We start from the raw sequence: 17,570 nt of genomic DNA, 5'->3' as shown, positions 1-17,570 counted from the left end.
TGCGGAATCATTCGCGAGGGCGATGGAGCAAGAGATGACACCTGAGCAGTCCCCGAACGCGTCGTCCCGCCGGCGACCGGAAATCGAGCTGGCGTGGCACCGTGCCACGCTGAGCGGACTCGACCCCGGCATGGAGGTCCGCGAAAGCGCGATCAGTGACATCGAGGTGCGCAGCACCCTCACGATCGCCGCCGGTCCCGTCCTGGACAAAATGGTCGACGAATTGGCGGACACCCGATTTTCGATACTCCTCGCGGACCGGACCTCCCGCATCGTCGACCGGCGCGTGACCAGCAGCACGATCGGCCGTGCCCTCGACCGCGTCCTCGCCGTTCCCGGCTTCCAGTACCTGGAAGAGGTGAGCGGGACGAACTCGTTGGCCACCGCCTTCGAGCTCCGGCGGCCGATCGCGGTGACCGGTGAGGAACACTTCCTCGAGGCGCTGCGGTGTTTCTGTTGCTACGGAGCCCCGATCATCCATCCGGTCACCCACCGGCTCGAGGGCGTCATCGACGTCTCCGGCCCCGTGGCCGACGCGACCACGCTGCTCGGGCCGTTCCTGATGCGGGCCGCACGCGACATCGAAGAACGTCTGCTCGAAGGATCACGGGTGGCGGAAAAGCAGCTCCTCGCCGAATTCCAGGCCCACGCGAACCAGCGAAGGTTCGCGGTGGTCGCCCTCGGCGAGAACCTGGTGCTGACGAACTCCGCAGCCGTCGATCTCGTCAAAGGTTCCGACCATGTCGCCCTGCGTGCCATCGCAGCGGATCTTCCCGGGACCGCGCCGGTCGAATGCTCGCTCACCCTCTCCTCGGGCGCGGAAGTGTCCGTCCGGGCCAGAGCGGTCACCGGGAGCCACGGGGGCGCGCTCTTCGAGATCACCGAAGGCGGGATTCCCAGGACGCGCCGGCCCCGGCCGCGCAGCGCACCCGTGACCGGCGCACCGGACAACGAGCCACACCCGACCGGCCTGGCCCGGACCATCTTGATCACCGGAGAGCCGGGAACCGGCCGAACCACCACCGCGCGGACGATGGGCGGCCCGGAGTGCGCGATATTCGACGCCGCCGACGCGATCGGGGAGGAAGCACAGTGGTTCCTCCCCGTGCGATCGGCTCTGCTCGAGGAAGACAGCTCGATCGTGATCGACAACATCGACGCCCTCAGTGCGTGGTTGGCCGGTCAGCTCGCCGGCCCCGTGCGAGTCAGCCGCAACCAGGTCGTCCTCACCAGCGCGCCCGTACCCGACCTCGACAACCCGCACCGCGCCCTCGCGTCCTTGGCCCTGACCCGGCACGAGCTGCAACCGCTGCGCACCTACCCGCACAAGCTCGCAGCAGTCGCCAAGTCCGTTCTGGCAGAGCTACTTCCCGAATCCACCGTCGAGCTCGCCCCCTCGGCCCTCCACCTTCTCGCCACACAGCCGTGGCCGGGCAACATCCGCGAACTGCGAGCGGTCCTCGAGTACGCCGCCCGCGGCCGAGAACGCGGAATGATCGTCGAACACGATCTCCCGGACACGGTGCGCATGAACACCAGCACTGCCCGGTCACTGACCTTGATGGAGACCGCCGAGAGGGACGCGATCGTCGCCGCCCTGCGGGCGTCCAACGGGAACAGGGCAGCTGCGGCAGCGGAACTCGGCATCGGACGGACGACGCTGTATGCCCGTCTGCGCCGGTACGGTATCGCGGAGTCGGTACCGCGGCCGGGTGTTCGTAATCGGAACAGTTGAACCGTCCCTGATCGACAAATGTGAGTGGGGCCACTCCAGTGGGGAGTCGGCCTTACTCGCAAAGGACGAATCTGGTGACCGTTCACGCCCAGTCCCGAGTCAACCTCGACGCAGAATTCCCGATGACGATCGGCGGTGACCCCGTCACTACCGCCGACACCGCGCCGGTCTACAACCCGGCAACCAAGGAGATCATCGCCCGCGTGCCGGTCGCCTCGCGCGGCGATCTCGACGCCGCCGTAGTGGCCGCGAAGACCGCGTTCGTGACCTGGTCCGCGACAGCACTCGAGGAGCGTCAGGCGATCGTGGCGGCGATCGGTGACCGGCTCGAGGCGCACGCCGAGGACTTCCTCGCGCTACTGACCGCCGAGCAGGGTAAGCCGCGGCCGATGGCGGAGTGGGAGGTGTACGGGTCCGTTGCCTGGTTCCGGGAGATCGCCACGCAATCGCTGGACGAGGAGATCCTCGTCGACGACTCCGAGCGCCGGGTCATCAGCCGGCACACACCGCTCGGCGTGGTCGGAGCGATCGTGCCGTGGAACTTCCCGATCCTGTTGGCGGTGTGGAAGATCGCGCCGGCCTTGGTCGCGGGCAACACGATCATCGTCAAGCCCTCACCGTTCACCCCGCTGTGCGATCTCAAGCTCGTCGAACTCGTTCAGGATCTGCTGCCATCCGGTGTGCTCAGTGCGGTCAGCGGTGACGACGACCTCGGCAAGTGGATGACCGCGCACCCCGATATCGCGAAGATTGCCTTCACCGGCAGCACCGAAACCGGGCGCCATGTGATGAGCTCGGCTGCGGGCACGTTGAAGCGGATCACCCTGGAACTGGGCGGTAACGATCCGGCGATCGTGCTCGGCGACGTCGACCCCGTCAAGGTGGCGCCGCAGATCTTCTGGGCGGCCTTCCAGAACAACGCCCAGTTCTGCAATGCCGCCAAACGCATCTACATTCACGACAGCGTGTACGACGCAGTCCGCGACGAGTTGGTGAAGTATGCGCGAACGGTCAAGGTCGGCAACGGAGCCGACGGCGACACCCAGCTCGGCCCGATCCAGAACCTGCAGCAGTACGAGAAGGTCGGCGAATACTTCGACGACTGCGCCGCGAACGGATACACCTTCGCGCTCGGCGGCCGGATCGACCCGAACGCCGACGGTTGGTTCGTGCCCGTCACCCTGGTCGACAACCCGCCCGAGGACTCCCGCCTCGTCACCGAGGAGCCCTTCGGCCCCATCCTGCCGCTGCTGCGGTGGACCGACGAGGCCGACGTGATCGCCCGGGCCAACGACACCATCTGGGGCCTCGGTGCGACGGTCTGGGGTCAGGACCTCGAAGCGATCGAGCGGATCGGACGCCGCCTCGAGGCCGGCACGGTCTGGCTCAACGAAGTGCACCAGTACTCCCCCATCAGGTGTTCGGCGGGCACAAGCAATCCGGAATCGGTGCCGAGAACTCCCTGCACGGACTCGCCGAGTACACCAACAACCAGACCATCACCCTGAACAAGGCGCGGAACGTCGTCTCCTGACCGCATCGGCCCTTGCTCCGATGACCCGCCCCACCAAGAAGGAACTTAGTTTGATGGACACCACCGCTGCTGTTCTGCGCTCCTCCGACGGCCCGCTCACGCTGGAAAAGCTGCACATCGACGACCTGCGCCCGCACGAGGTGCTCGTGCGGGTCGTCGGATCCGGAATCTGCCACACCGACCTCGGCGTCATCGCCGGCCACGAACCCGATCAGTCGCCGATCGTGCTGGGTCACGAGGGTTCCGGCATCGTCGAGGCGGTGGGATCCGAGGTCACCACCGTCGCCCCGGGCGATCACGTGGTGCTCTCCTACAACTTCTGCGGCGAGTGCGACAACTGCGTTGAGCACAACGTACCGATGCACTGCCGGAAGTTCTTGGAACTCAACCTGGTCGGGGCCCGCCTCGACGGCAGTACGGCGTTGGCCCACGGCGGCGAACCGATTCGTGGCCACTTCTTCGGCCAGTCGTCCTGGGCGGCCCACGCCGTCGCCAACGAGCAGAACTGCGTGAAAGTGGCCCGCAATCTGCCCCTGGAGCTGCTCGGCCCCCTCGGGTGCGGCATCCAGACCGGCGCCGGGGCAGTCTTGAACACCCTGCAGCCCGAACCCGGTTCCTCGATCGTCATCTTCGGGGTGGGCTCGGTGGGACTGGCAGCGTTGCTCGGCGCGGTGGCCGCCGACTGCCGCACCATCATCGCCGTCGACATCCAGCAGTCCCGGCTCGAGCAGGCGACCAAGCTCGGTGCCACCCATACGATCAACTCGGCCACCGAGGATGTCGCCGCCCGGGTCCGTGACATCACCGGCGGCCCCGGCGCCCAGTATTCGGTCGACTGTATTGCGCTGCCGGCGGTGCTGCGGAGCGCTCTCGAATGCCTGCAGTCCCCCGGTGTCTGCGCCACCGTGGGTTTTCAGGGCATGTCCAACGAGATCACGATCGATCAAGGACATCTGCTGTTCGGCCGCATCCTGGTAGGAGTCATCGAGGGCGACGCCATCCCCGCCGAGTTCGTCACCCGCATGATCGACCTGTATCAGGCCGGGCGGTTCCCTTTCGACGAACTGATCACCACCTTCCCCTTCGAGCGGATCAACGACGCCCTCGAGGCGGCCCACCGCGGCGAGGTCACCAAGGCGGTCTTGACGTTCGACACCTACTCCCGCGAAACCGAAACCGAAACCGAAAGCGCAGAGCAGTGAGTGATCTCCACGCCGCGGCCCTTCCCTCGGTTGGCCCCGGTCAGATTCTCCCGTTCGCCGCTACCCGCCATCCCGACAAGATCGGGTTGGTGGTCGGCGACCGCCGGCTGACCTACCGAGAACTCGACCACCTGTCCGACGGGGTCGCCGCATCCCTGCGCGCCCGCAACATCGGGCCCGGGGACGTGGTCTCGCTGTACGGCCAGAACAGTGCCGAGTGGATCGTCAGCTACCACGGCGCCCTCAAAGCCGGCGCGGTGGTGAACCCGGTGAATGTGATGCTCACCGGTCCCGAACTGTCCTACGTCCTCAGCGATTGTGGTGCGAAGGCGGTGTTCGCCGGGGCCGCACAGGCGGACACCGTAGAAGGTGCGCTCCAGGCTGTGGCGTCGGTCGAACTGTTCTGCGTCTTCGACGGTCCGGGTGGGGCACACGAGAACGCCGTCCCGTGGGCAGAGTTTCTGGATTCGGCCAGCGACACGTCGGCCCCATCGGCACCGAAGGTGACACCGAAGGACCTGTGCTGCATCGGATACACCTCGGGGACCACCGGTCACCCGAAGGGAGCCATGCAGACGCACCAGGCTGTGCTGCTCAACTGTGCCCTGACGGCGACCATGCACGGTCGCCGCGACGACGACATCGTGGTCACCGCACTTCCCGCCGCGCACGTCTACGGGAATGTCGCCATCAACAGCACGTTCCTGGCCGGTGGGACGGTCGTGTTGATGGAACGGTTCGACGCAGGTCAGGCTCTACGACTGATCGGTACCGAGAACGCCACGATGTTCGAGGGCGTCCCCGCCATGTACTCGATGATGCTGGCCGACCCCTCGTTCGAGACCGCCGAGTTGTCGAGTCTGCGCAAGAGCACCATCGGCGGCCAGACCTTCAGCCCGAGCCTGGCCGAACGGTGGCAGGCCCGTGTCGCCGGGCCGGTGCTCGAACTCTGGGGGATGACCGAAATCGCAGGCCTCGGCACCACCCACTCCCTCTACGCTCCGCCCGTCCCCGGGTCGATCGGCGTCTCCCTACCCGGAATCGAGATCAAGATCGCCCCCATCGACGGCAGCGTAGGTGAGGTACCCGTCGGCACCCCAGGCGAACTCACAGTGCGTGGACCGCTGGTAATGCTCGGGTACCACCGCCGCCCGGACGCGACCGCGGAGGTCCTCAGCCCCGACGGGTGGCTCCGCACCGGTGATGTCGCGTACGTCGACGACACCGGTCACCACTTCGTCGTCGACCGACTCAAGGACATGATCCTCACCGCCGGCTACAACGTGTACCCGGCCGAGATCGAACGCGTCATCAGCTCACACCCCCAGGTGACGATGGTCGCGATCGGCAAACGCCCGGACGAGGTGAAAGGCGAGGTCGCGGTCGCCTACATCGTGGCCGCGCCCGACAGCGATCTCGACGCCACCATCATCTCCGAATACTGCAGGGTGCACCTCGCCGCCTACAAACGCCCCCGCGAAGTCGTCTTCGTCGACGCCCTCCCGACAACGTCCTCAGGAAAGCTGATGCGCCGCAAACTCACCGAACTCGATCCCACCTTCACCCGGTAGATTCCGGGTTTGCACAACGAACTGGATCACCAACCATCGCACCCGATGCCAAACCGAACTCGATACTTGCAGGTACTCCGATCACAGCTGATCCGCGCGTCAATACTGTCCACGCACAAGTGAAAGCACCCGTCCCGCATCCGAGGCGGCGTCGAGGACCTCTCGAAACGGAGAACATGTTCATGGCACCGCCAAAACGACCTGACTTGCTCGTCCACTGCGCCTTGTGCTGGAAGTCCTCGAAGAGAAACCCACCGACCGAGGGTAAACAGTGTCCTTCCTCGACCTTCCCAGCGTGGCCGAGAAGGGTCCACCACGTCTCGGCATGCACGATGACGCGGAGGCCGTTCGAACTGCGTTGGAGAGCCTCAACGGCCCGACCGTCATCGTCGTGCATTCCTACGGAGGCATTCCACCTCATCTATCTGGCAGCGTTCCAAGCTGATGTCACCGAGTCGCTGCTCGCGCTGACCGGCGGTGAGCATCCAGCCTGGACGAACGTCGAGGGCGATGTCATCACGGTGGTCGCCTCACCATGCATCGTCAAGTGTTCGCGGTTGGAGCATTGTGGCTTCGACAATCGCGTGCAAAATGAGCGATGTTCAACCCGCCATACATGCAGACGTCGAGCCACGAACGGGCTGGCCTCGCGATTCGAAGGAGAACGACATGACCGACATTTCAAGCAAATCGATCGAACAAATCTCTCGCCGTTGGGTCGACCTGTTCAAGGATCGGGACGGCATAGCCTTCGCGGCACAGTACAGCGACACTGGCGAGTACATTGACCATGCTTTCCAACTCCGCAGGACGGGCCGAGAATCGATCGCTCTACACATCGACATCTGGAGCAACTCAATTCCGAACTTCGAGATGAAAATCGCTAAGATCGATGTCGTAGGGTCACGGTCGATGTTCTCATTCGTCGGGTCCGGCACTTTCGAGAAAGACCTCCCCACGATGGCGGCGACCGGTACTACCTTCTCCTACAGGGGATTCATTGTTCTTTCCGTGAACGAACAAGGACTCATCACGCGGACTGAAGAGTTTTACAGCACCAGCTTTCCGAATGGGATTCCGTTCGAGGACTATAACTTTCGGGGAAGCAGTGCTCCGTTGGTTCGATAGGTTTTCGCCGCCTTTTCAGCCACGGCACGAACACCGAAACTGTGCCTACCGACGCAAATGACACGGACGACAGTGCTGCGGCGACAGGCGTGAGTGCCACTCCGCCGTCGTGAACTGTCGTACCGGTGACACAGCTTCGCTATGGTTCCGCGATTCGGTCATCGACGAACGCCGACAACCACGCTCCGACGGCTTGACAGTGGCCTTGACTTCGACGGCGGTACGGTGATCACCGTGATTCCGGCAAAGCAACACCCACCCCGGTGAAAAATCGTTCCCGCTCAGCCACAATCGGGTCTGGTCGGTGTGAGAAACCGGCCGGGTCGTCGAATACACCGCAACGAACCCGAGACCGGCCACCGCCTCCACCTCGTCCCGGCCCGGCTCGGTGGCTGCCCGAAAATGCTTGCCACCTCTGCCACGCCGTCGACCAGATCGACGCCGACCTCCGGCGACTCGTCGAGTACCTCAACCAGATCACCCGCGACGCCATACAGGTCACCGCCCTCCAATTGGCCTACGCCCGGCACGGTGACCTCGGGATCCTCATCACCTCCACCTACGGTGGCGAGATCGCCGCAGCCAAAGCTCGCACCTCGGCCGACACCACCACCCGGGGGACGAAGGACAGCTTTCTCGACACCATCGGCTCCGACACCTACCGCGAGCGCGGAGAAACTCTTCGCGCTCCTCGACCAGGGTGACGATCGGCGCGGAACCCACGACGACCTCTGGTACGGCAACCAGCCCGGGTGTGGCATCTTCCACCCCTACCGGCTGCGCTACGCGCCGATCCAGTTGTGGATCAACAAGGCCGGGCAGCTGATGGCCTACGGCAACTGGTATCAGTACGACAAAATCAAATACCAACCGCGGGTTCGCCGAACTCGCCCGCCTCGTCGGCCAGGATCACCAATCCACTGCGAAAGGCTTCCCCATCGCCGACCTCCCCGACTTCGACCAGTTCTGGTCCGTCACCCTGCGATGCGCCGAACACATCAACCGACCGGACGCCTGGTCCGATCACCGGGACGTCGGCCCGACACCGCAATCCTCTGACCCGAACCGGCACGCCTCGGTGCCGGTCCGCGAGCGTCGATCAATGGCACCGGGAAAGAAATTCGCCACGCCGCGGTCCGTGGTGGCCGACGACGAGCGGCATCGTCGCGGGCCCTACTCGGCACCGCGGGATTCACCGTCTCCGCGATCACCCTGTTCCCATGCCGGCGCATCTGTGAACTGCCAACACGGCAATCGCATGTGCGGTCACCATCCGGACTGACCCACACCACCCACCATCGTCCCCGGCCCACAGGTGGCTCCATCAAGACCACCACACCTCGGGGTGCCGCACCGCCGTCAATCACGTCGAAGCCCACCGTGATCTTTCGACACTGTTCAGCTCGTCGAGAACCTCATCGACCGTGGTCGTCGGGATGCGGAAGTCTTCGCCCTCCGACGCGCGGAGACAGTCGCGTACGTAGGCGAGCATGGCGAGTTCACGCTCGAGGTCTGCTGCGGTTCGGTCGCCCACGGCCTCATCCTGTACTGGGCGGGCCATCATCAGAGGGTGCCGCTCGACACACACGAGTGGCACCCTCAGCGCGGCGCAGCATCCTCGTCACGGGGAGGGACTTGGCGTTCGAGCAGCTCGGCCAACTCCTCGATGGTGACCTCCACGGTGCCGAACAGGGGATCGCCCTATGGCAGCGCGGGCGACAGCCCGGCCGAGACGTTCGGTGAGGTGGGCATACAGCGGATCCGTCATGACGGACATGTCGGCTGCACCCGCATCACCGTGCTCACCCATGCGCGCCCACACGTCCCGCATGGGTGATACGCACTCGGCGGTTCTCATGGGATCGACTGCAGGATGTGCCGGTGAAGTGACCTCCCCATGGACGGCTGCCGGGCTTTCCTTCACAGCTGCGGCGCCGGCCAGCGCCCCGGCGTTCCCTGGTCCCCGACTTCCAACAGGCCAGCGTGGTCAGCGCACACCCTCGATGCTGCATCCTCGCCGTCGCCGCGACACCGGTGTGCCCATACCAAATTCTTTGGTCCCGTTCGTCAACTCCGGCGGGGAGCACTTCACGGATAGGGACCACGAACTCGCCGGATACTCGGCCTCGATGCCGCACTGCCCGAACCCGGAATCGGGGAAATACCATGGCCAGATGGTGCCCGACCATCAAGGCCGCGAAGCCGCGCGTCCGCACCCTCCGCAGCGGGGCGCAGCCGACAGCGTCATCGAAATGCGCGGATTGTCGAAACGCTTCGGTGATCTCGTCGCCGTCGACGCGCTCGACCTCGATGTCCATCGGGGTGAGGTGTTCGGGTATCTCGGCCCCAACGGGTCCGGGAAAAGCACCACGATCCGCATGCTGTTCGACTTCATCCGTCCGTCCGCCGGAACCTACACCGTGCTCGGCGGCAGCGGCGCCGACCCGGCGATCCGCCGCCGGGTCGGCTACATCCCCGGCGAGCTCCGGTTCGATCCCCGATACACCACTTCAGACCTGATCGCGTTCTACGGCCACCTCCGCGGCGACATCGACACGACCTACGTCGACGAGCTCCTCGCACGCTTCGACCTCGATCCGGCGCGGCCGATCGGGCAGCTCTCCACCGGCAACCGCCGCAAGACCGCAATCGTACAGGCGTTCCTGCACCGTCCGGAGCTGCTGATCCTGGACGAACCCACCGCGGGTCTCGACCCATTGCTGCAACACGAGTTCCACCAACTGATCGGCGACGTCACACGCGCCGGCGCGACGGTGTTCCTGTCCTCCCACGTCCTGCCCGAGGTGGAAGCGCTCGCCGACCGCGTCGCGATCTTGAGGACGGGCCGGCTCGTCACGGTCGCCGCCGTCGACGAACTCGCCCGCCACGCCCGCCAGCACATCGACCTGCACCTTGCCGGCGAAGCGAGTGCCGAGCCGTTCGACAAGCTCCCGGGCGTCGTGCGCGCCACGGCGTCCGGGGCGGTGATCCGGCTCGTCGTCGAGGGCAACCTCGACGCCGTCCTCAAGGCGGCGGCGACGCTGCCGGTGCGGCGGATCGTCACCCACGAGACCGACCTCGAGGACGCCTTCCTCGACTTCTACCGGGACCAGCCGTGAAGGTTCTGGGGCGTTTCCTCGCGGACCGGCGTCGCTCGATGCTGTGGTGGTCGGGCGGCGTGGCCGCCTACGTGGCGGTCAACAACGCGTTCTACCCGACGATCAAGAACGTGACCGGGATCGAGAACCTTGTCAAACACCTTCCGGACACCTTCAAGACCCTGATCGGCTCGAGCGACCAGATCCTCATCACCTCCCCGCCCGGGTACCTGCAGGGCCGATTGTTCGGCCTCACCCTGCCGGTCCTACTGTTGATCTTCGCCATCGGGGCCGGCGCATACGCGATCGGCGGAAGCGAGGAGGACGGCACCCTCGAACTGCTCCTGTCCAACCCGGTGACCCGCGGACGTGTCCTGATCGAACGATTCGTCGCCGTCGCCGCGCTGTCGCTCGGCCTCGGGATCGTCACCACCGCGAGCCTTCTCGCGTTCTCCCCACCCTTCGGTCTGCTCGTGGGCGTGTCGATCCCCGGACTCGTCGCGGCGGTGTTCGCGGCGACCGCATTCGGGCTGATGCACGGCGCGATCGCGTTTGCCGCCGGCGCCTGGACCGGCCGCCGGTCGGTAGCGATCGCCACCGCCGCAACCGTGGCCGTGGTGGGAAACCTCCTCAACGCCGTCGCCGCGTCGAGCGAGAGCCTGCACTTCCTGCGGTTCGCCTCACCCTGGCACTGGTACGGGGGCCGCAACATGCTCGCGCAGGGGATCGCGATCGAGCCGTTCCTCGCCCCAATCACCGTTTCCGCAGTCTGTGCGGCGGTGGCCTGGTGGAGCTTCCGACGGCGGGATCTGCACTGACCACCCGCCGCACATGGAATGAACTTCGAACCGCGTCACGTCCCACCCCGGCGGCCACCGACACCGCGACGGTCATCACGTAGTCGACGAGCAGCGCGGCGGCCACCGTCAACCCGGCCGACGGCCCCAGGTTGCGGTTCGCGACCTCGTAGGATCCACCGCCGCTGGGGTAGGCGAACACCACCTGCCGGTAGGAGAGCACCACCACCGCCAGCAGCACCACCACCGCCGCACCCAGGTACGGGGTGACAGGTGCCCAAGGACAGCACCAGCAGGATTTCCTGAGTGGCGTAGGCCACCAACGACAGCGGGTCGGAGGCGAAGATCGGCAGCGCCAGCCGCTTGGACAGCAACTGGTCACCGAGATGCTCACTGCGCAGCGCACGACCCAGAATCAGGCGCCGCACCGCATGGACGGCTTTGGACACCGCCGAAGCGTACGGCCTGACAACGCCGAAATCCGCCGCCGAGGCGTAAGGATTCCGCTAAGAAACCAGCCCGCGCGGCAGCCCTCTGCTACGACCGAACTCGGTGCCAGAGATTCCCCCGGACGGATCAAGCCTCACAGGCCATACCGAACATCATGCGACGAACCTCCACATCGGGTAAGCATTGTGCAGGGCGTCGGTCAACCCCATCCAGGACCGTTCATAATTCGCGTCCGGTCGATGATCTCGGTACTCGAAGGGCAGGTCAATGGCCACCCAGAAGCGGGCGGAAGTCACTCGTCGCGCGTTGCTCCATGCCGCGGCCGAGGTATTCACCCACCGCGGCTACGCAGAGACGAAGCTGAGCGAGGTCCTCACCCAGGCCCGGGTCACCAAGGGGGCCCTGTACTTTCACTACGCCTCCAAGGAAGAACTCGCCCGCGCCGTCATCGAGGAGGGCACGAGGCGGTTCACCGCCGTGTGCACCCCGTATCTCGCCTCCCCCACACCGGCATCCGAGGCCATGATCGGCATCTCCTTCGTCACGGTCGATGCCGCCCTCAACGACCCGGTGATGGGCGCAACGTTCCGCCTCATCACCGAAATGGGCGACTACCGAAGTTCGGAGACGGACACCTTCGCGACCTGGATTACCACCTACCAACTCCTCGCCCGCCGAGCAATCGACGAGGGTGACCTCCGCGAGGACGCCGATCCGGACGCTGTCGGCCGGCTCCTGGTGGAACTCTTCGCCGGGGCACGCCTCCTGGCGACGGCCACCGACACCCCCACCACCCTGCCCACGCGGACCGCGATGGCGTGGGATCTGCTGCTCCCGGTGCTGGTGACCACACCGAAGATCGACTACTTCCGACAATTCGTCACCCGCAGGCTGCCCACGGTGCGGCTGCCGTAAAAGGTTCTGTCAACAAGGGCCGAGGATCCTCGGTGTAACGGAACGCAGGATAGAGCCCTCGCGCAGTGCTTGTTCGATCAGGAAGTCCTTGACCATATCCGGCGTCGAGGCTGCGGTACCCGTCCAGGTCGGGGATGTGGTCGCGGAGCAGGGTGCTTGCCGGAAAGGCCGAGCGCGGAAACGACGCTCGCTAACCCTCGAAGTGTGTAGGCGAGGTCCCTGCCAGCAACTACCCCAATCCGCGAGTAGTCACTACATACGATCTACGACGGGAGTTGGACGCGGCCCCAGCAACTGCTCAGCCGGATTACGATCGGGCAACGCAGGCTGTTTCAGCTGAGCCGGGAAACCTGGTAGTGGATGATCCGATCGCCGTCCGGCGACTGGCTGATCAGCACGCCGAGGTTCACGGTCAGTGTCGGCCGGTCCGTGAAGGAGAAGTCGACGCTCAGGTAACCGAGCACCAGGTCGTCGGCGAGTCGACGGGTTTCGAGGATCCGGTACGCGGCCGTCATGCCCGGCGGCTGGGATTCGTAGTAGTCGGCGACACCCTGCCGTCCCACGGTATAGGGATGCAGGCCCTGGAAAATCGCATCCGCGGTGAAAACAGCGGCGACGCGCTGCGGCTCGTGCGCGTCGACGGCGGCCTTCCACCGGTCGAGCACGCCGCGCAGGACCTCTTCGTCTACTGCTGTGTGGTTCATGAGATGTCCACCTCGTGCTCTCAGTGTCCGGCGCTCTGGCCGCCGTCGACGTGCAGGATCTCGCCGGTGACAAACCCGGCGTGCTCGAGGTAGAGGATCGCGTCGACGACCTCGTCGATCTCGCCGAGGCGGCCGACCGGGTGCAGGGCGGCGAGCGCCTCATACGTGTCGACCGGGTGCATCGGGGTGCGGATGACGCCGAGCGCGACGGCGTTGACCCGGATTCCGCGGGTCGCGTACTCGACCGCCAGGGACTTGGTGACCGCGTTCAGTCCGCCCTTGGTCAGCGAGGCCAGTGCCGAGGGCACCTGCGAGTTCGCGTGGTCCACCAGGGTGGTGGAGACGTTCACCAGATGGCCGCCGCTGCCCTGGTCGAGCATCGCGGCGACGGCGCTACGGGAGATGTCGAAGAAGCCGCGCAGGTTCACACCGGTCACGGCGTCGTAGTCCTCGTCGGTGTAGTCGGTGAACGGCTTGGCCACGAAGACGCCCGCATTGTTCACCAGGGTGTCGATCCGGCCGAACCGCGCCAGCGCCTGCTCGACGATGTCGGCGCCGGTACCCGGCCAGGACAGGTCGCCGGGCACGGTCAGCACCTCGGGATCGTCGGATGCGCCGATGGAGCGGGAGGTCGCGGCGACGGCATAGCCGAGCTTGCGGTACCCGGTGACCAGGGCCGCGCCGATGCCCTGGGAAGCGCCGGTGACGATGACGACTTTCTGCATGGTGCTCATATGCGAATGCTCGCTTTCGCAACGGGGTTGGTGCACAAGGACTCAGTGAGCGAACGTCCCGGTAATACCGTTCGGAACCTGGGGTGTTTCGTTCACGGATCGATGATGCGCCCGAGGCGGGGGCACGCGCCACGACGTGTTTCCTCCCTCGTGGGAGGCGCAGCCTCCTACGAGGGAGCCTTGTTACCGGTGGGGGTCGTCCGCGGGCAGCCAGACTCCGCTGTCGTGGATGCCGAGATCGCCGACGTCCCCGGTGAGGGCGCCGGCGGCGGCGAGCACGACGGGGCGGATTTCATTCCGGCGCCACACCAGCGACCACGTCCAGATCACCGCCGGGTTGATCACCGGGCGTGCGACGAGGTCGGGCGGCAATGTCGTGGTCTGCCCCTTGGGCGAGTTGAGCACGGGGCGGCCCACGGCGCGGACGTGGTCGAAGAATGCGGGGCCGGTGATGCCGCCGTCGTCGATGCGCACGATCGGAGCGCCGGTGTCGTGGGCGAGTTGTTCGGCGAAGAGGTTCCACGACGACCAGGACGTCGCGTCGTCGTCGACGAGCAGCAGGGCGTCCCGCGCCCGCACCGGTGTGGCTTTCTCACCGGTGGACACCGCGTAGAGCCGGTCCGCGCCGAGCAGCCGGGCCTGCAGGCCGTACTGGGCGAGATAGGCGTTGCGCACCCAGCACACGGCCAGGTCGAGGCTGCCGTCGGCGACCCGTGCGGCCTGGGCGTGCGAGGGCACCACCCACGGGTCCACGTGCAGTTGCGCCACACCCGAGGTGCGCGCGGTCAGGTCCGCGGGAAGCCAGCTGACGTAGCCGATCCGGACCGGCTCCGCCCCGGAGAGGCGCTCGGCGCGGGCGCGCAGGTCGTCGGCACGCTCGAGCAGTGCGCGGACGTGGGGGAGCAGCTCCGCACCGGCCGGGGTCAGGGCAACGGAACGGCGGTCGCGGGCGAACAGCTGTACGCCGAGGTCACGTTCGAGAGCCCTGATCTGCTGGGACAGGGAGGGCCCGGCGATCAGCAGCCGCGTCGCGGCCCGGCCGAAGTGCAGTTCCTCGGCGACGACGAGGAAGTACTTCAGCTGACGTAGCTCCACGACCGCCCATGCTACGTGCGGTGAGAGGCTGCGCCTACCAGTCGGGAGCAAAGCGATCGTGGCGGGCCGGCCGGACCCGGACGCACGATGAGTTCCATGGTTTCAGCCCCTGAACGGAAAACGACCATGCAGGAGTTTCTCGTCGAGATCACCACCACGGTCCCCGACGGCACCACACCCTCCGAAGTGGCTGCACGCCGCGCCGCGGAAGCACTGCGCGCCACGGAACTTGCCTCTGCAGGGCGCCTGGTCCGGTTGTGGCGCCCGGTCGGTGAGCTGCGCAGCATCGGGGTGTGGCGCGCGGACGACGAAGCCGACCTCCACGCAAGTGTGCTCGACACGCTGCCCCTGCGGCCGTGGATGAGTGTCGCTGTCACCGCGCTGCGGCCGCATCCGAACGATCCGGGCCAGTGGTGAGCGCGGTTTCTCCGCGGGCGCACGTCATCCAGGCCGCCGCGGCGTTGGCGGCGAGCATGGGCATCGGCCGATTCGTCTTCACTCCGATCCTGCCGTTAATGCACACCCAGGCCGGTCTGTCCTCCTCTCTCGGCGCCGCGCTGGCCACGGCGAACTACGTCGGATACCTGGTCGGGGCATTGGCGGGGATCCTCATTCCGGGAGGGGTGCGCTCGGCAACGGTGATGCGAATCTCGCTGGTCATGCTCGTCGCGACCCTGGCGCTCATGCCCACCACACACGATGGATCGGCCTGGTTCGTCCTCAGACTCGTCGCCGGCATCGCGAGCGCACTGATCTTCATGATCGCCGTCAGCACCATGCTCTCCCGCCTGCGGGTGGACGCCCAGCACCTGGCCGGGTGGGCGTTCGGCGGGGTCGGAGCGGGCATCGCCCTCTCCGGTGTCCTCGTGTTCATCCTGCGTTGCGCCGGCAGTTGGCGCTCGGCCTGGTGGGCGGCCGCCGCCCTGGCGGTGGTCTGTGCCGTCGCAGCCTGGGCACTGGCACCGGAGCCGTCACCGACCGCCACGCCGTCCGGACCGGCAGCACATGGCCGCCCGCGGACCGGTCGCTGGTTCACGGCCGTGTTTGTCAGCTACTTCTTGGAAGGTATCGGCTACATCATCGCGGGCACGTTCCTCGTCGCCGCGATCGATCAAACTGCGGGCGGGTGGGTCGGCAGCGGTGCCTGGATTGTCGTGGGGCTGGCTGCGTTGCCGAGTTGCGCAGTGTGGGCGTGGCTGGGCCGTCGTTGGTCGCGGCTGATCCTCCTGCTGGTTGCCCTGCTTATCCAGGCGGTCGGCATCGCGCTGCCCGCCGTCGTCGCCGGTGTCGGCCCAGCGCTGATCTCCGCCTTCTTGTTCGGTGCCACATTCCTCGGGGTCGGGTCGATGACACTGGGTATCGGTGCGCATCTGCAGTTCCCACGCGCGGTGGCACTGCTGACCACTGGATACAGCGTCGGTCAGATTCTTGGCCCCCTCGTCGTCGCCCCGTTCCTGCACGACGGCTACCACCAGGCCCTGCTGGTCGGCGCCGCTATTGTCTTGGCCGCGGCCCTCGCCGCCGCAGCGCTGCGCTTCCGTTTTCCTCACCACGTCGGTGTGATGCACGCACCACCGCACTCGAACATCCAACACGCGGAGACCCAACCTGACCGCAGTGTCGAGTGGGCTCAGTGCCCCGTTGTGCCTCCCGCACAGCAGCTTCGAGGAGAGGGAGTTCACCCCGAACGGCGTTCCAGTGCCGGCGTCTTTCATCCACGCAGCACCCTGAAGTAGGACGACATTCTCGTCCGCGATGCGCCGGAGGAGATCGGCGCTCCCTCCGGTGCTCCCGCGCGATGTCCTGGGAACAGTCGTTGTCGGCGGCGAACAGCCCGAAGCTGCGCCCTTCGCCGGGCTCGAGCAGCGGTTTCGATTTTGCCGTCGAAATGGTCGTTGTCCTCGAGCGGGTCGCCGTCGGGAAGTGTGATGCCGTTGCGTCGGCTTCGGCCCCGGATCGTGCAGGCATAGATGCGGAAGGCGTCGGCGTCGACGGCCACCGGGTTACAACTACTCATTGATCGACAAGACGTCATGACCTGGCCGGCCTTGCAGTCAGAGTTCAGATTTGGGCTGCCTGCGGCTTGCACCAGTCAGCTTGGCCCGCCAACGGCGAGTCGACCAGCACTGCTGACTTCTGTCCAGAGATCAATCGGAATGGTCTCTGCGCAGCGACCATCCGTGTCGAGGATTCTGCCGTAGATTTTGACTGGTCGAATCCCTACCACCGCGTCGGGCGTCATAGAGCAGATCGGACACCTCTCCCGAAGTGTCGGCGAGCTGGTGGACCGGGCCCGCGCGAGCGATCTTGCCGCGGGACCGCACCACCCCCACCGAAGCCGCCGGCATATATTGACGCCACAGCCAGTTGCGGCGTCTGATCAGCTGGTGGGCAATTCCGGTCACCGTCAGCGTCTGTTGGCGCACTCGCCTCCGTCACCCGGTCGTGCGAGAGTGGCGCCCCCGTCGCCGAGATCACCGCCAAGACCGGGCTGACCCGGGTCGCACCCGACCAGCACCTCGTCGAACGAATCGGGCGGAAACACCCTGGTCGACACGCCCAGCGAGATGTGATCAGGAAACCGCTGATCGCTCTCCAGCTTCACCA

The 17,570-nt window shown here is 66.2% G+C and carries 16 protein-coding genes and 1 pseudogene; 11 read left to right on the top strand and 6 right to left on the bottom strand.

What is annotated here, in order from left to right; translation table 11 throughout:
• Window positions 1–34: 34 nt before the first annotated feature.
• From BLV94_RS01700 to BLV94_RS50205, 6 genes are all read left to right on the top strand, one after another.
• Complete coding sequence (locus tag BLV94_RS01700; protein WP_072947462.1) at window positions 35–1,735, top strand: sigma-54-dependent Fis family transcriptional regulator; 1,701 nt, start codon at window positions 35–37, stop codon at window positions 1,733–1,735.
• Window positions 1,736–1,809: 74 nt separating this feature from the next.
• Window positions 1,810–3,243, top strand: coding sequence for an aldehyde dehydrogenase family protein (locus tag BLV94_RS01695; RefSeq protein WP_208613683.1), 1,434 nt, complete (start codon window positions 1,810–1,812; stop codon window positions 3,241–3,243).
• A 79-nt stretch (window positions 3,244–3,322) separates the two neighbouring features.
• The gene (locus tag BLV94_RS01690) at window positions 3,323–4,471 is read left to right on the top strand and encodes an NAD(P)-dependent alcohol dehydrogenase (RefSeq protein WP_072947463.1); all 1,149 of its coding nucleotides are present in this window, start codon (window positions 3,323–3,325) and stop codon (window positions 4,469–4,471) included.
• Complete coding sequence (locus BLV94_RS01685) at window positions 4,468–6,042, top strand: class I adenylate-forming enzyme family protein (protein WP_143051300.1); 1,575 nt, start codon at window positions 4,468–4,470, stop codon at window positions 6,040–6,042. Before BLV94_RS01690 ends, BLV94_RS01685 begins: the two co-directional genes overlap by 4 nt.
• 669 nt (window positions 6,043–6,711) lie before the next feature.
• Window positions 6,712–7,170: a nuclear transport factor 2 family protein gene (locus BLV94_RS01680; protein WP_072947464.1), complete on the top strand. Its 459-nt coding sequence runs from the start codon at window positions 6,712–6,714 to the stop codon at window positions 7,168–7,170.
• 263 nt (window positions 7,171–7,433) lie between these two features.
• Entirely contained in the window at window positions 7,434–7,874 is a 441-nt protein-coding gene (locus tag BLV94_RS50205; RefSeq protein WP_244163411.1) for a hypothetical protein, read from the top strand.
• A 155-nt stretch (window positions 7,875–8,029) separates the two neighbouring features.
• On the opposite strand, the gene BLV94_RS50200 is transcribed toward BLV94_RS50205, so the two are convergent.
• Both BLV94_RS50200 and BLV94_RS49215 read right to left on the bottom strand, forming a co-directional pair.
• The gene (locus BLV94_RS50200; RefSeq protein WP_244163410.1) at window positions 8,030–8,167 is read right to left on the bottom strand and encodes a hypothetical protein; all 138 of its coding nucleotides are present in this window, start codon (window positions 8,165–8,167) and stop codon (window positions 8,030–8,032) included.
• Between the two features lie 366 nt (window positions 8,168–8,533).
• Window positions 8,534–8,704 (bottom strand): hypothetical protein, encoded by a 171-nt coding sequence (locus BLV94_RS49215; protein ID WP_167372093.1) that lies wholly within the window; start codon window positions 8,702–8,704, stop codon window positions 8,534–8,536.
• Between the two features lie 640 nt (window positions 8,705–9,344).
• On the opposite strand from BLV94_RS49215, the gene BLV94_RS01665 reads away from it, so the two are divergent.
• Complete coding sequence (locus BLV94_RS01665) at window positions 9,345–10,289, top strand: ABC transporter ATP-binding protein (RefSeq protein ID WP_143051299.1); 945 nt, start codon at window positions 9,345–9,347, stop codon at window positions 10,287–10,289.
• A complete protein-coding gene (locus tag BLV94_RS01660) occupies window positions 10,286–11,086 on the top strand; it encodes an ABC transporter permease subunit (protein ID WP_244163409.1) in 801 nt (266 codons plus the stop codon). The genes BLV94_RS01665 and BLV94_RS01660 overlap by 4 nt, the downstream gene beginning before the upstream one ends.
• A 43-nt stretch (window positions 11,087–11,129) precedes the next feature.
• Here BLV94_RS01660 and BLV94_RS01655 read toward each other — a convergent pair.
• A pseudogene (locus tag BLV94_RS01655) lies at window positions 11,130–11,514 on the bottom strand (DNA-binding protein); the annotation flags it as partial.
• A gap of 268 nt (window positions 11,515–11,782) precedes the next feature.
• Here BLV94_RS01655 and BLV94_RS01650 point away from each other — a divergent pair.
• Window positions 11,783–12,430 carry a ScbR family autoregulator-binding transcription factor gene (locus BLV94_RS01650; protein WP_072947465.1) on the top strand — a complete coding sequence of 216 codons (648 nt, stop codon included), beginning with the start codon at window positions 11,783–11,785 and terminating at the stop codon, window positions 12,428–12,430.
• 332 nt (window positions 12,431–12,762) lie between these two features.
• Here the strand turns inward: BLV94_RS01650 and BLV94_RS01645 are convergent, their stop codons facing one another.
• The 3 genes from BLV94_RS01645 to BLV94_RS01635 form a co-directional block, all read right to left on the bottom strand.
• Entirely contained in the window at window positions 12,763–13,134 is a 372-nt protein-coding gene (locus BLV94_RS01645; protein ID WP_072947466.1) for a nuclear transport factor 2 family protein, read from the bottom strand.
• Window positions 13,135–13,154: 20 nt separating this feature from the next.
• Window positions 13,155–13,868, bottom strand: coding sequence for an SDR family NAD(P)-dependent oxidoreductase (locus BLV94_RS01640; RefSeq protein ID WP_072947467.1), 714 nt, complete (start codon window positions 13,866–13,868; stop codon window positions 13,155–13,157).
• A 183-nt stretch (window positions 13,869–14,051) separates the two neighbouring features.
• A complete protein-coding gene (locus BLV94_RS01635; protein WP_072947468.1) occupies window positions 14,052–14,963 on the bottom strand; it encodes a LysR family transcriptional regulator in 912 nt (303 codons plus the stop codon).
• A 96-nt stretch (window positions 14,964–15,059) separates the two neighbouring features.
• Between BLV94_RS01635 and BLV94_RS01630 the strand changes: the two genes are divergently transcribed.
• Window positions 15,060–15,380 carry a muconolactone Delta-isomerase family protein gene (locus BLV94_RS01630; protein ID WP_244163408.1) on the top strand — a complete coding sequence of 107 codons (321 nt, stop codon included), beginning with the start codon at window positions 15,060–15,062 and terminating at the stop codon, window positions 15,378–15,380.
• Window positions 15,381–15,436: 56 nt separating this feature from the next.
• Complete coding sequence (locus BLV94_RS01625; RefSeq protein WP_083395427.1) at window positions 15,437–16,699, top strand: YbfB/YjiJ family MFS transporter; 1,263 nt, start codon at window positions 15,437–15,439, stop codon at window positions 16,697–16,699.
• Window positions 16,700–17,570: the final 871 nt, after the last annotated feature.

This window comes from Rhodococcus koreensis (assembly GCF_900105905.1).
GTDB classification, from domain to species: Bacteria; Actinomycetota; Actinomycetes; order Mycobacteriales; family Mycobacteriaceae; genus Rhodococcus_F; species Rhodococcus_F koreensis.
This window is presented reverse-complemented; position numbering and strand designations above follow the sequence as displayed.